The 14,319-nt window shown below is 63.5% G+C and carries 7 protein-coding genes; 5 read left to right on the top strand and 2 right to left on the bottom strand.

Annotation, left to right across the window (positions count from 1 at the left end; translation table 11 throughout):
* On the top strand, positions 1 to 942 hold a 942-nt coding region (locus LGH70_RS20335), incomplete at its 5' end, for a sulfite exporter TauE/SafE family protein (RefSeq protein WP_226189518.1).
* Here LGH70_RS20335 and LGH70_RS20330 read toward each other — a convergent pair.
* A complete protein-coding gene (locus LGH70_RS20330) occupies positions 935 to 3,238 on the bottom strand; it encodes a PAS domain-containing sensor histidine kinase (RefSeq protein WP_226189515.1) in 2,304 nt (767 codons plus the stop codon). The two genes, LGH70_RS20335 and LGH70_RS20330, sit on opposite strands and share 8 nt — an antisense overlap.
* 430 nt (positions 3,239 to 3,668) lie before the next feature.
* Between LGH70_RS20330 and LGH70_RS20325 the strand changes: the two genes are divergently transcribed.
* The 4 genes from LGH70_RS20325 to LGH70_RS20310 all read left to right on the top strand — a co-directional run bounded on the left by LGH70_RS20325 (position 3,669) and on the right by LGH70_RS20310 (position 10,435).
* The gene (locus LGH70_RS20325) at positions 3,669 to 5,018 is read left to right on the top strand and encodes a TolC family protein (protein WP_226189512.1); all 1,350 of its coding nucleotides are present in this window, start codon (positions 3,669 to 3,671) and stop codon (positions 5,016 to 5,018) included.
* Between the two features lie 146 nt (positions 5,019 to 5,164).
* Positions 5,165 to 6,304 carry an efflux RND transporter periplasmic adaptor subunit gene (locus LGH70_RS20320; RefSeq protein WP_226189510.1) on the top strand — a complete coding sequence of 380 codons (1,140 nt, stop codon included), beginning with the start codon at positions 5,165 to 5,167 and terminating at the stop codon, positions 6,302 to 6,304.
* Between the two features lie 223 nt (positions 6,305 to 6,527).
* Entirely contained in the window at positions 6,528 to 9,764 is a 3,237-nt protein-coding gene (locus LGH70_RS20315; RefSeq protein WP_226189509.1) for an efflux RND transporter permease subunit, read from the top strand.
* A 68-nt stretch (positions 9,765 to 9,832) separates the two neighbouring features.
* Positions 9,833 to 10,435, top strand: coding sequence for a nitroreductase family protein (locus tag LGH70_RS20310; RefSeq protein WP_226189507.1), 603 nt, complete (start codon positions 9,833 to 9,835; stop codon positions 10,433 to 10,435).
* 68 nt (positions 10,436 to 10,503) lie between these two features.
* Here the strand turns inward: LGH70_RS20310 and LGH70_RS20305 are convergent, their stop codons facing one another.
* A complete protein-coding gene (locus tag LGH70_RS20305) occupies positions 10,504 to 14,280 on the bottom strand; it encodes an RCC1 domain-containing protein (RefSeq protein WP_226189506.1) in 3,777 nt (1,258 codons plus the stop codon).
* Positions 14,281 to 14,319: the final 39 nt, after the last annotated feature.

Below are 14,319 nucleotides of genomic sequence, written 5' to 3'. Positions count from 1 at the left end.
GACTTTGCCAATAAGGTGAAGTCGCTGAATGCCGTGACGGCCGAGCTGGCCGGCGGGCCGGCGTATGAGTCGCCGGCGGCGGCGCGCTGGCGCAAGATTGCCACGGCCACGCTGCTGGCGTTTGCGGCCATGCTGGTCTTCAACATTCTCTCCTACTACGTCACCTGGAACCAGGTCTGGGGCGTGGCGTCCAACGCCAAGATGTTCTACATCTTCGTGGCCATCGGCTTCGGGGCTCAGATTGTGGACGGGCTGCTGGGCATGGGCTACGGTGTGGTGACAGCCATCAGCCTGATGAGCATCAATATTTCGCCGGCGGCGGTGAGTGCCAGCATTCATACCGCCGAAATGTTTGCCAGCGGGGCCTCGGGCTACCACCACTACCGCTTCGGCAACGTGAACAAGAAGCTGTTCAAGGTGCTGCTGATTCCGGGTGTACTGGGGGCCATTACGGGCGCGTACCTGCTTTCCCGCTTCGGCGAAACCTACGGCGCCTACGTCAAGCCCCTGCTGGCGGTGTACCTGCTGCTGCTGGGGTTGCGCATTCTGACCAAGGCTTTCAGCAAGCCCGGCCCGCGCCGCAAGCACAAGAAACTGGGGCTGCTGGCCGCGGCCGGCGGCTTTCTCGACTCCTTCGGCGGCGGCGGCTGGGGCCCGTTGGTGACCAGCACCCTCATTGCCGGAGGGCGCACGCCGCAGTACGTCATCGGCTCGGTGAGCGTCACGGAGTTCTTCGTCACGTTTGCCAGCGCCGTGACGTTTTTTGCCACCATCGGCATCACGCACTGGCAGATTATCCTGGGCCTGGTGGTGGGCGGCATTGCTGCGGCGCCGTTTGCCGCCCGCCTGGCCGGCCGCATTCCCACCCGCTGGATGTTCGTAGGCGTAGGTTTGATGGTAATTGTGTGGAGCCTGTGGGCCCTGCGCAAGCTGTTTATGTAGGCTGCTGCTTCGTCCGCTCAGGCTCCACCGGAAACCAGATGCTGACGCTGGTGCCCTGCCCGGGCGCGGAGCGGACGTCAGTGGTACCATTGAGCAGCTTCACCCGGTCCCGAATCGTTTTCAGGCCGATGCCTTTGCCACCCGGGCGCAGCGGGTCGAAGCCCCGGCCGTTGTCGTCGGCCCGCAGCCGCACGGCCGCGCTTTCCAGCGTGAGCACCACCTGAGCCTGCGTGGCCTGGGCATGCTTCACGATGTTGTTGACCAGCTCCTGCACCAGGCGGTAGAGGGCCAGCTCCAGGTACTTGTCCAACCGGGGGCCCCGACCCAGCAGCTGGCACCGGATGCGCACGGCCCCGCAGCTCATGTGCTGGCACACGTCCTTAATAGCCGTGGCCAACCCAAAGTCCTCCAGCGTGGTCGGAATCAGTTCGTGCGAGATGGTACGGGTGGTTTTGATGGCTTCGGAGAGAAAAAGGCTGGCCTGCTGCCGGGCCTCGGCCGTGCGCCGGCTGCTGGCCTGCCCGGGCTCTACCACAATCTGCTCGAGCTGCAGCTTGGTGGCGTACAGCACCTGGCCCAGGCCGTTGTGCAGGCTCTCGGCAATGCGGCGGCGCTCCTCTTCCTGGGCTTCCAGCACGGCGTTGAGCAGCTGCTTCTGCTGCAAAAGCTGCAGGTGCAGGTTTTCTTTTTCCAGGCGCCTGATGTCGGTAATTTCCCGGGCAATGGCCAGCACGCTGCGCACTTCCCCCTCTTCCGACACCTCGGGCACCAGACGGGAGTAGAAGTACTTGGTACCCACGGGTGTTTCGGCCTGGTTGTAATGGTCGTGGGCCTGGCCGCTGCTGAGCACCAGGCGCAGCTTGTCCATCCAGGGGCGGGCCATGTCCTCGGGGTGGCCCATTTCCAGGTTGGTTTTGCCCAGCATGTCGGCCAGGGGGCGCTGCATGCGCTGGCAGTAGGCACCATTGGCAAAGGTCAGGCGCAGCGCCTGGTCCCAGCGGGTGATGATGTCGGGCGTGTTTTCGACCAGGGCCTGAAACTGGCTGACACTTTCGCGCAGCTCTTTTTCGGCTTGCTTCATCTCCGTTACGTCCTGCACCGTGCCGTAGAGCTTGGTTACCGCCCCCTGCGCATCGTACTGTGCCTCGGTGCGGGTTTCGACCAGGCGGGTGGTGCCGTCGTGGCGAATAATGCGGTGTACCAGCTGAAACCGGGCCGAGGCGCCCACCGGCTGCAGCAGCTCCCGAAACGCGTTTACGTCCTCCGCATACAGAAAGCCGACGATTTGCTCCACCGTCAGCGGCTGGCTCTGGGGCGGCAGCCCGTAGATGCGGTACAGCTCGTCGGTCCAGTACACGCGGCCACTGGGTAGCTCCACTTCAAAGCTACCGATGTGCCCCATGGCCTGCGACTCTTTCAGGCGCTGGTGCTCCTGGCGCAGCCGCTCCCGCGACTCTTTCACTTCCTGAATGTCGTAGAGCAGCACGATGAGGCCGTCGGCGGTGGGCGTGGCCGACATGTATACCCACCGGCCCAGCACGCTGCAGTGATATTCGTCTTCGGTGCGCCGCCCGGTTCTCAGGGCCTGCCGGATGAGGTCCTGGCCTTCGGGACTCACGCGCAGCAGGGTAGTCTGCCAGATATTCTGGCCCAGAATTTCCGCTTTGGTTACCTGCAGAAGCTGTTCGGCGCGGCGGTTGAGGTAGGTAAACTCGCCGGCCGCGCTCAGCTCCACGTAGGCCTCGCCGATGGAATCCAGAATGGCATTGGCCTTTTGCAGCTGCTGCACCAGTAGGCGGTTTTCGTGCACCAGGGCCTTAGTCAGGTCTACCTCCCGGCTGAGGTCGTCGATGCGGTGGCCCTGCCGCACCAGCTCCGTCACCTCGCTCACCTTGTTGATGAGGTACTGCACCGCCCCGTCGGGCGTCAGCACGGGCGAGTTCTGCACCAGCCAGTATTTCTCCTCGAAGCCCGCTTCCTCGGCGCCGGCCCGGCGCACGTCGTAGCGCTGCACGGGCAGCTGGTCGGGGCGGCCGGTAGCCAGCACCCGCTGAAAGGACGCGTGCAGCATCTGCTTGCTGAAGGATGAGGACTCATCCGGGCTTTCGGGAAACACATCGTATACCGAGCGGCCCACAATGTCTTCGCGCACTGTGAGCGTGGCCGCCAGGTAGGCATCCGTAGCCGTGAGAATAATAAGGTCGGGCGTCAGGATCAGGTAACGGTCGGGCAGGGAGGCATAGGCTTGCAGCACCGCTGCACTCGGTGGCGTATGGGAAAGGGGGGCAGCCGGCATTGCTCTGGGAACACACGTAGAAAAACCGAAAGTACGCAGCGGCGGGGCTTTGCGCACCCGGATGCAACCCCTGCCGCCTTGGGCCCGACTTTGCCCCCACGTAAGCACCGGTACCGGCGGCTGCGCACCCGCCGGACCAAAGTCATAACTTTTCTCCGGCACTTTGGTTTAACAGGCTTGTAGTTGTTCCCGCACCCCCGGAGGCAGCCCGGCCCCAGCAAGACGTGCTGTGGGCAAAATACCCTAAAAAAGCCGTGCTGCCGGGCCCCAGACCGCAGCCCCGGCTTTTATCCGCGCTATTCTGTGCCGGGCACCACCCCCACCCCGTCCGGCCCCCTACTCTTATTGGTTTTATACCGCAGCCCCACGGCCGCGGTCGAAGACACGTATGCAACAGCCAGCTGCCCGCGGGCTGTTTAGTTTACCTGCTATGAAAAAAACGCAACAAGCCGTCTGGTCCCTGCTGGGCCTTTTTCTGCTTGCTCCTTTCCTGGCCGTGGCCCAGCCCTCAGCGCCGCCCACCCCCAGCCAGTACACGCTGGAACAGTGTCTGCAGTTTGCCCTGCAAAACCAGCCCCTGCTGCGCCAGGCCCGTATCGATGAGGAAGCCAATGAGGCCAACATCCGGGTGGGGCTGGCCGGCTGGCTGCCCCAGGTGGCGCTGAATGCCACCGGCCAGCACTTTTTCCAGTTGCCCTACACCGTGTTTCCCAACGCCGAGGGCGTGAACGTGCCGCGCCAGATTGGTCTGCGCAACACCTCGACCGTTGGGCTGGCGGCCACCCAGGCCATCTACAACAACGACGTGCAGCTGGCCCGGCGCAGTGCCCGGCCCTCGCGCCAGCTCTACCAGCAAAACTCCACCAGCGTCCGCATCGACGTGGTGAGCAACGTGAGCAAGGCCTTCTACGACGTGCTGCTCTCCCAGCGCCAGCTCGACGTGCTCAGTGAGGACATCGTGCGCTTGCAGCGCAGCCTGAAAGACGCCAAGGCCCGCTACGACGTGGGCATCGTGGATAAGATTGACTACAAGCAGGCCGAAATTTCGCTCAACAACTCCGTCGTGGCCCGCAAGCAGGCCGTGGAGGCTATTAAGGCCAAGTCGGCCTACCTTAAGGAGCTCATGGGCCTGGCCGGACAGCAGCCCCTCACCCTGGAATACGACACCGTGCGGCTGATGCGCGACGCGGTGATGGACACGGCCGTGGCCGTGGAAACGGCCAACCGCATCGAGATTCAGCAGCTGCAAACCCAGAAAGCCCTGCAGGAAGCCCAGATCAGCTACTACCGCTGGGGGTTTCTGCCGTCGTTGTCGGCCTTCGGCAACTACAACGCGGCTTTCCAGAACAACAACTTCGGTGATTTGTACAGCCAGCGCTTCCCCAGCTCCTACGCCGGCCTGCAGCTGAGCCTGCCCATTTTCCAGGGGGGCCGCCGTCTGCAGAACCTGCGCCGGGAGCGGCTTACCGACCAGCGCCTCGACCAGGACTTACTCGCCACCCGCAACCGCATCAACACCGAGTTTGAGCAGGCTCTGGCCACTTATAAAGGCTACTACATCGACTACCTCATCGGGCAGCGCAATCTGGCCTTGTCGAAGGAAGTGTACTCGGTGGTGAACCTGCAGTACCGGGAGGGCATCAAAACCTACCTCGACGTGATTGTGGCCCAAACCACGCTGCGCACCGCCCAGCTCAACTACTACAGCGCCCTGTTTCAGGTGCTCAGCAGCAAAGTAGATGTGCTGCGCGCCCAGGGCAGTTTGCCGGTGGCGTATTAAGAGTTCAGAGCCCAGAAGTTAGAGCCTAGACTCACGAACGTCTGACCAAAACCTGTTGCTCCCCGCTGCGCTACCCTTTTCCACTTCCGCCTTTCCTGCTTCTAAGCTCTGAGTTCTGACTTCTGAGCACTCTAGAATTACCCGATATGAAAAAAACGATTCTGGCTCTTTCGTACGCTGCCAGCCTGCTGGCCTTTACCAGCTGCGGCAGCAAAGAGGCCGACAAGCCGGCCGGTCCGCCGCCGGCCACGCCCGTGACCCTGGTAGCGGCCCGCACCTCCGACGCGGTGTACTACGACGAATATCCGGCTACCGTAGTAGCCATCAACAACGTGGAGCTGCGCAGCCAGGTGGCGGGCTTCATTACCGGCATCTTCTTCAAGGACGGTGAGTTCGTGACCAAGGGCAAGACGCTCTATGAAATCGACCGGCGCAAGTATGAGGCGGCGTATCAGCAGGCCCTGGCCGGCCTGCGCAGCACCCGCGCCGTGGTGCAGAATGCCAAAGTAAACCTGGACCGCTACCAGCGCCTGGCCGAGCAGGACGCCATTGCCCGCCAAGTCGTGGACAATGCCGCCACGGCCTACGCTACGGCCCAGAGCCAGGTAGCCGTGGCCCAGGCCGGGGTGGCCGCCGCCCAGGCCGACCTCAGCTATTCGCTGATTAAAGCGCCGTTTGCGGGTCGTATCGGCATTTCGCAGGTGCGGCTGGGGGCTCAGGTCAGCCCCGGCTCTACGCTGCTCAACACCATTAGCGGGGAAGACCCGATGGGCGTGGACTTCGTGATTACTGAATCCGACCTGGCCCGCTTCGTGGACTTGCAGCGCCAGGCCAGCACCACCGCCGACTCCACGTTCCGCCTGGAGCTGCCCGACGGCACCCGCTACGCCCAGCCGGGCCGCATTCTGGCCATCGACCGGGGCGTGAATCAGCAGACCGGCACCGTGCAGATTCGGGTGCAGTTCAGCAACTCCGGGCGCCAGCTCAAGGATGGCATGAGCGCCGTGCTGCGGGTGCTCAACCGGCAGTCGGGCCGCCGCGTGGTGATTCCCTTCAAGGCCGTCGTCGAGCAGATGGGCGAGAACTTCGTCTTCGTGGCCGGCGACAGCAGTAAGGCCCGCCAGCGCAAGGTGCAGCTGGGCCCCCGCCTGCGCGACCAGATTGTGATAATGGAAGGCATCAAGGACGGCGACCAGGTAGTAACCGAGGGCCTGAACCGCCTGCGCGACGGCGGCCTGATTCAAACTGGCCCGCCCCCAGCCGCCCCCACGGCCGCAGCTAAATAGCTAAAGCTATAAGCCCAGGAGTTCCCCTCCTTGAAAAAGGAGGGGAACTCCTGGGCGGGGTGGTTCAATCGTTGAACGGCTCTTTATCAGTAGCTCTAGTATTGTTCTGGCATTTCAACCACCCCCAGCCCCTCTCTGCTTGAGTCGCAGAATCATCTGAGGAGGGGAGCTAGTTTTTAGCTCTCATTCATCCGGCTTATTCGCCGATAGTTATACCGCATCCATGATTGCAGAAACCTTTATTCGGCGCCCCGTCACGGCCATCGTCACCTCCCTGGTGATAGTGCTGGTGGGGGTGCTGGCCATCCTGAACCTGCCCGTGGGGCAGTACCCGGAAATTACGCCGCCCACGGTATCCGTCAGCGGCACCTACACCGGCGCCGACGCCCAGACCGTGGAGCAAACCGTGGCCACGCCCGTGGAAGTGCAGGTGAACGGCACGCCCGGCATGACTTACCTGCAGAGCAACAGTACCAGCAACGGGCAGATGAGCATGACGGTGAACTTTGAGGTGGGCACCGACATCAACATTGCCGCCCTCGACGTGCAAAACCGCGTGGGCATTGCCCAGCCCACCCTGCCTCAGGAAGTGCAGCGCCTGGGCCTGGTGGTGCGCAAGCGGAACCCCAGCATTCTGATGCTGGTGGCCATGTACGCGCCCAAAGGCACCCACAGCACTACCTTTCTCGATAACTACGCCAACGTCTTTATCAAGGACGCGCTGCTGCGTACCAAGGGCGTGGGCGACATCGTGAGCCGGGCCGATGACTTCTCGATGCGCGTGTGGCTGAACCCGGATAAACTCTCCCAGCTCGGCGTCACGGCCCAGGAAGTAACGGCTGCCATTCAGGAGCAGAACGCCCAGATTGCGGCCGGCTCCATCGGGGCCCCGCCCGCCCAGACCGGGCAGACGTTTGAGTACATCGTGTTCGTGAAAGGCCGCCTGACCAACACCGAGGAGTTCGGCAACGTCATCGTCAAAACCCGGCCCGAGGATGGCTCGGTGGTGTACCTCAAGGATGTGGCCCGCCTGGAGCTGGGCAAGTTCAACTACTCCAACAACTCCTTCGTGGACGGCAAACGCGCCGCGTACCTGCTCGTGTACCAGGCCCCCGGTGCCAATGCCCTCGACACCTACGAGAACGTGAACAAGACGATGGAGCAGCTCAAGAAGCAGTTCCCCACCGACCTCGACTACGTGGTACCGTTTGAGTCGGCCACGGTGGTGAAAGTATCCATCAACGAAGTGCTGCACACCCTGGTGGAGGCCCTGCTGCTGGTTATTGTGGTGGTGTACCTGTTTCTGCAAAGCTGGCGCTCCACGCTTATCCCCGTGCTGGCCATTCCGGTGTCCATCATCGGCACATTCATCTTCTTTATTCCGCTGGGCTTCACCATCAACACGCTCACGATGTTCGGCTTTGTGCTGGCCATTGGTATCGTGGTCGATGATGCCATTGTGGTGGTGGAAGCCGTGGAGCACAACATGAACGAGCGGGGCCTCTCGCCCCTGGATGCCACGCTGGCGGCCATGCGCGAAATTTCGGCCCCGGTTATTGCCATTGCCCTGATTCTGGCCGCCGTGTTCGTCCCCGTCGGTTTCATCCCCGGCATCACGGGCCGGCTGTACCAGCAGTTTGCCATTACCATCGCCATTTCGGTGATTATCTCGGCCTTCGTGGCCTTGTCGCTCACCCCGGCTTTGTGCGTACTGCTGCTCAAGCCCCACAAACGCGACTCAACCTCGACCGGCATCGACAAGTTTTTCTACCGGTTCAACACCTGGTTTGATAGGGTGACGGGCAAGTACGGCAACGGCGTGCAGCGCGGCATCAAGCATTCCCGCCTCGTGGTCATTATTCTGGTGTGCATCATTGCGGCCACCGGGCTGCTGTTCCGCAGCAAGCCGTCGGGCTTTATTCCGACCGAAGACGAAGGTCGCCTGTTCGTGACCTTCACCCTGCCCGAGGCCTCGTCGACGGAGCGCACCGTGAGCACCCTGAAGGAGGTGATGAAGGAGCTGGACCAGATCAAGGGCATCAAGCACTACGCTGGTTTGGGGGGCCTGAACGTGGTCAACTTCTCGTCCAAGTCGAACAGCGGCACGGTGTTCTGCCAGCTCGAGCCCTGGGACGACCGCAAGGAAAAGGAGCTGCAGTTGCAGGGGCTGATTGCCACCGTACAGCAGCGCCTGAGCCGCCTGAAGGAAGCCAATATCGTGGTGATTTCGCCGCCCGCCATTCCCGGCCTCGGCAACTCCGGCGGGTTCAGCTTTATTCTGCAGGAGCGCGAAGCCGGGGGCGACATCAAGAACTTCGACGCCAACCTGCAGGCCTTCGTGGCGGCCCTGCGCAAGCGGCCCGAAATCGTGAACCCCTTCTCCTTCTTCACGGCCAATACGCCCGGCTACCAGCTGACCATCGACCGGGAGAAAGCCAAGAAGCTCGGCGTCTCCATCGCCGATATCGGCACGGCCCTGCGCACCTACCTGGGCTCGGCCTACGTGAACGACTTCACCGTGTACGGCCGCAACTTCCGCGTCGTGACCCAGGCCGACAGCATGTACCGCGCCGACATCAGCAACCTGGGCCAGTACTACGTGCGCAACTCCTCGGGCGGTATGGTGCCCCTGAGCACGCTCACCAGCTACAGGCGCACCGAGTCGGCCCCGCTGATTTCGCACTACAACCTGTTCCGCTCGGCCGAAATCAACGGCAACGCGGCTCCCGGCTACAGCTCCGGCGACGCGCTGAAAGCCCTGGAGGAAACCGCCGCGCAGAGCTTACCCGCCGGCTACGGCTACGAGTTTTCGGGTCTGAGCCGCGAGGAGCAGCTAGCCGGTGGGCAGACGGTGTACATCTTCGCGCTGTCCATCATCTTCGTGTTTCTGTTTCTGGCGGCCCTGTACGAAAGCTGGTCGGTGCCGTTTTCGGTGCTGCTGGCCGTACCGCTGGGGGCGTTTGGTGCTATTCTGGCCCTGTTCTTCCTGCCCAAGCTCACCAACAACGTGTACGCCCAGATTGGCCTGATTACGCTTATCGGTTTGTCGGCCAAAAACGCCATTCTTATCATCGAGTTTGCCAAGGAGCGGGTCGATAAGGGCATGCCCCTGGTGGAGGCCACCCTGGAAGCCGTACGCCTGCGCCTGCGGCCCATCATCATGACATCGTTGGCCTTTATCCTGGGTGTGCTGCCGCTGGTGTTTGCCTCCGGGGCCGGCGCCCAGAGCCGGCAAACCATCGGCTGGACGGTGTTTGGCGGCATGCTTTCGGCTACCATTCTGGCCATCTTCATCGTGCCGGTGCTCTACGTCCTCATCACGCGCCTGGCCTACGGCAAGGACAAGCTGGCCGAGCTGGAAGCCAACTACAAGCCCGACGACGAGCACAACCTGCCCCCGCACGACCCGGACCGCCTCACCCCCGGCCCCGACGACCCTAAGCTGCTGCCGGCGCACTAAAAACAAACCCCACTTTCTCCCGGAGAAAGTGGGGTTTCCTGTCTGCTTCCTGAACCTTCTTGTCCCTGATGTCCGACATTCCCGAAACCACCCTGCCCACGCCTGCTCAATTCGATGCCCTCATCCGCGCCCGGCGCAGCATTCAGCCCGTGCAGTTCGAGCCCGGCCGCGTCGTGCCCGACGAGGTTGTGCAGCAGTTGCTGGAAAACGCCAATTGGGCCCCTACCCACAAGCGCACCGAGCCCTGGCGCTTCGTGGTCTTTGCGGGGGCGGGGCGGCAGCGGCTGGCCGAGTTCCAATCGAACTTGTACCGCCAGCAGGCCGGCGAGTTTGCGGACGAGAAAAAGGCCCAGAAGCTGGCCCAGAACCCGTTGCTGGCCTCCCACGTCATTGCCATCGGGATGAAGCGCCACTACGTGCTGCCCGAAATTGAGGAGGTGGAAGCCGTGGCCTGCGCCGTGCAAAACCTGCACCTGTCGGCCGTAGCCCACGGCCTGGGTGGCTACTGGGGCTCGGGCGGCATCACCTACCTGGAAGAAGCCAAGCCCTTTTTCGGCCTGGGGCCGGAGGATAAACTGCTGGGCTTTTTCTACCTGGGCTACGTGGCCCAACTGCCCGGCCGCAACCTGCGCAAGCCCATTGCGGAGAAAGTAACCTGGGTGAGAGAGTAAGCACCAGCAATACAACAAGAAAGCCCACTGCACGCAGTGGGCTTTCTTGTGCGGTCAATATTCAGGGTTTACTGCACGATGAGGCGGGCCGTCTGCTGGCCAGCACGCACCAGGTAGAGCCCGGCCGGCAACTCCTCCAAACCCAGCAGAGTGGTGCCGGCGGCAAAACGACGCAGCACCTGCCCCTGCAGATTCAGCAGCTGCACCTCGGCCCCTGCCGCCGTGCCCAGCAGCTGCACCGTGGTGGTAGCCGGGTTCGGCAACAGCTGGAGCGCGGTAGCGGTGCCCGCTACGTGACGCACGGGCGAGTTGGTTTCGGTCTGGTCGGTGTCCTGCTGCACGAGGCGGTAGTAGGCCGCCCCGGTTTCCGCATCGGTGTAAGTGTAGCGGTGGGCCGTGGTAGTGGTGCCCTGGCCGGCTACGAAGCCTACCTGCTGCCAGAGCTGCGCATCCCGGCTTTTCTCGACGCGGAAGCCGGCGTTGTTCTGCTCCTGGGCCGTCGTCCAGCGCAGCTGCACCTGCGTGGGGCTGCTGCGCTGGGCCGTGAACTGCGTTAGCTCTACGGGCAGCGGCTGCACCGACACCAGCGGGCTGACCCGGTCGAAGCGGGTGCTGGCGGTGGTGGTGCCGTCACCTAGCTGGCCGGCGCCGTTGTTGCCCGTGCTCAAAAAGCCAAAGGCCTGCGGGGTGCGCCCCAGGGTGTGGGAACTGCCCGCGGCCACCTGCCGCCAGTCGGTGCGGAGCGTGACTTCCTGCACGGGGCTGGTTTTGCTCACGATAGTGCCGTCGCCGAGCTGACCGCTGCTGTTGGCACCCCAGGCCCAGAGCGTGCCATCGGTGCGCAGGGCCACGGTGTGATTGAAGCCGGCACTCACTTGCGTCCAGGTGGCGGTGCCCAACTGGGCCGGGGCGGGGCGGGTCGTGGTGGTGCCGTCGCCGACCTGGCCGCTGGTGTTGAAGCCCCAGGTCCAGAGCGTGCCGTTGGCTTGCAGGGCGTTGCTGTGGTTGGTGCCGCCACTGACTTGCGTCCAGGAGGTGCCGGTACCAATCTGTACCGGGGCGGTGCGCCGGGAGGCAGCCGACCCGTCGCCAAGCTGACGCCCACCGTTGTCGCCCCAGGCCCACAGCGTGCCGTTGGCCTGCACAGCCAGGTTGTGGTTGCTGCCCGCACTCACCCGCACCCAGCTAGTACCAGTGCCTACCTGCGTGGGGATAAGGCGCTGGGTAGTGGTGCCGTCGCCGAGCTGGCCATCGACGTTGTAGCCCCAGGCCCAGAGCGTGCCGTTAGCCTTGATGGCCACGCTGTGGTATTCACCGGCACTGATCTGGGCCCAGTTGGTTTCCGTGCCAATCTGCACGGGGCTGTTTTTGTCCAGTTGGGTGCCGTCGCCGAGGCGGCCCTGACCGTTGCTGCCCCAGGCCCATAAGGTGCCGTCGGCCTTCAGGGCCAGCGTATGGCTGCTGCCAGTGCTGACCTGCACCCAGTTGGTAGCGGTGCCAACCGGTATGGGGCGGCTGTTGGGGGGAAAGGAAGTGGTGCCGTTACCGAGCTGGCCGCTGCTGTTACTGCCCCACATGACCAGCACTCCGTTGGGCCGGATACCAGCGCTGAAGGAGCTGCGCGAAGCCGCCAGGCTGAGCGTGACCAGGGCCGCGTCGGCTTGCTGGGGAGCCGTGACATACCCGGCATCCGCGTAGCCGAGCCCGAGAAACCCGCCGCCATTAGCACCCCAGCCCCAGAGCGTGCCGCTGGTGCGGATAGCCAGCGTGCGGCTATTACCGGCGCTGACCTGCGTCCAGTCGGTAGCTGTGCCAGTTTGGGTTGGCACATTGGCGTTATTGACAGTTCCGTTGCCCAGCTGACCGTTGAAATTGTCACCCCAGGCCCACAAGGTACCATCGGTGCGAATACCAGTGGTGTAGTCAAGACCAGCACTAATCTGCGTCCAATTGGTGGCGGTGCCCACTTGTACCGGGCTGGTTTTCCTAACGGTTGTACCGTCGCCAAGCTGGCCGTTGGCGTTGTTGCCCCAGGCCCACAAGGTACCATCGGTGCGTACGGCCACGGAGTGAGAACCACCACCGCTGGCGCGGACCCAGGTCGTTTCCACGCCCACTCGTACCGGGCTGGTTTTGCCCAGGGTCGTACCATCGCCGAGCTGGCCCTGGCTATTAAGGCCCCAGGCCCACAAGGTGCCATCGGTGCGCACGGCTACGGTGTGGCTGCCGCTGGAGCTGACCTGCGCCCAGCCGGTGGCGGTGCCAATCTGCACGGGGGTGGATTTATCCGTGGTCGTGCCGTCGCCGAGCTGGCCTTGCATGTTATAGCCCCAGGCCCAGAGCGTGCCATCGGTTTTGATGGCCACGGAGTGAGAATTACTGGCACTGACCTGCTTCCAGCTGGTTTCGGTGCCAATCTGCACAGGGCTGCTTTTGTTTACGTTCGTACCGTCGCCGAGCCGCCCATAGAAATTATAGCCCCAGGCCCACAGGGTACCATCGGCACGCACGGCCAGGGTGTGGAGGTTCCCGGCGCTGACCTGGACCCACGTAGTGGCAGTACCTATCTGCACGGGGACCGTGCGGGTGGTGGTCGTGCCGTCGCCGAGCTGGCCCTGGGCATTACTGCCCCAGGCCCACAGCGTCCCGTCGGTGCGCACGGCTACGGTGTGGTTGCTGTTGGAGCTGACTTGCGCCCAACTGGTAACGGTGCCAATCTGCGTGGGTACCGTGCGGTTGGGGCCGATGGTAGCATCGTCGCCGAGCTGGCCGCTGCTGTTGCTGCCCCAGGCCCACAGGTCACCATCGGCGCGCAGGGCCAGCGTGTGGCTGCTGCCCGCACTGATGCCGGTCCATGTGGTGGCCGTACCTACTTGCACCGGACTGGTTTTCCTGACGGTTGTACCGTCGCCGAGCTGACCGTTTGTATTATCCCCCCAGGCCCAGAGCGTACCGTCGGCCCGACGGCCCACGGTGTGACTATCGCCCGCGCTGACGCTTTGCCACGTGGTGGCCGTGCCTACTTGCACCGGGCTACTGTACGTGATAGTGCTACCGTCGCCGAGCTGGCCGCTGCTATTGTTGCCCCAGGCCCAGAGCGTACCGTCAGCCCGCAGGGCCACGGTGTGAATATCGCCCGCGCTGACGCTTTGCCACGTGGTGGCCGTGCCTATTTGCACCGGGCTGCTTTTGTCGATCCGGGTACCGTCGCCGAGTTGGCCGCTGACGTTGATGCCCCAGGCCCACAAGGTGCCGTCAGCCCGCACGGCTAGCGTATGGTTGATACCCGCGCTGACGCTTTGCCAGGTGGTGGCCGTGCCTACTTGCACCGGACTGGTTTTGTTTACGACAGTACCGTCTCCCAGCTGGCCTCTGCTGTTAAGCCCCCAGGCCCACAAGGTGCCGTCGGCCCGTACAGCCAGCGTGTGACTACCGCCCGCGCTAATGTTTTTCCACGTGGTGCCGGTACCGATTTGCACGGGGGTGGTTTTGTCCACGACGGTGCCGTCGCCGAGTTGACCGCTGCTGTTAAGCCCCCAGGCCCACAAGGTGCCGTCGGCCCTTAGAGCCAACGTGTAGTTGCGGCCCGCGCTGACGCTTTGCCACGTGGTGGCCGCGCCTACTTGCACCGCACTGGTGCGCGTGGTAGTGGTGCCGTCGCCGAGCTGGCCGTTGGTGTTGTTGCCCCAAGCCCAGAGCGTACCATCGGGGTGAATGGCTGCGGTGTGCGTGAAGCCGGTATCGAAGGTGCCGCTCAGGACCTGGGCCGCCAGAGGCCGGGCCAGCAGGCTACAGGCCACGAGCAGCAGGAGCAGCCGAAGCCGCAGAGAGAAGACGTGTTTCATGCAATAGGGATAAGGTATGGGCGCGATTAAGTCCGTAAA

This window comes from Hymenobacter nitidus, assembly GCF_020447315.1.
Lineage (GTDB): Bacteria > Bacteroidota > Bacteroidia > Cytophagales > Hymenobacteraceae > Hymenobacter > Hymenobacter nitidus.
This window is presented reverse-complemented; position numbering and strand designations above follow the sequence as displayed.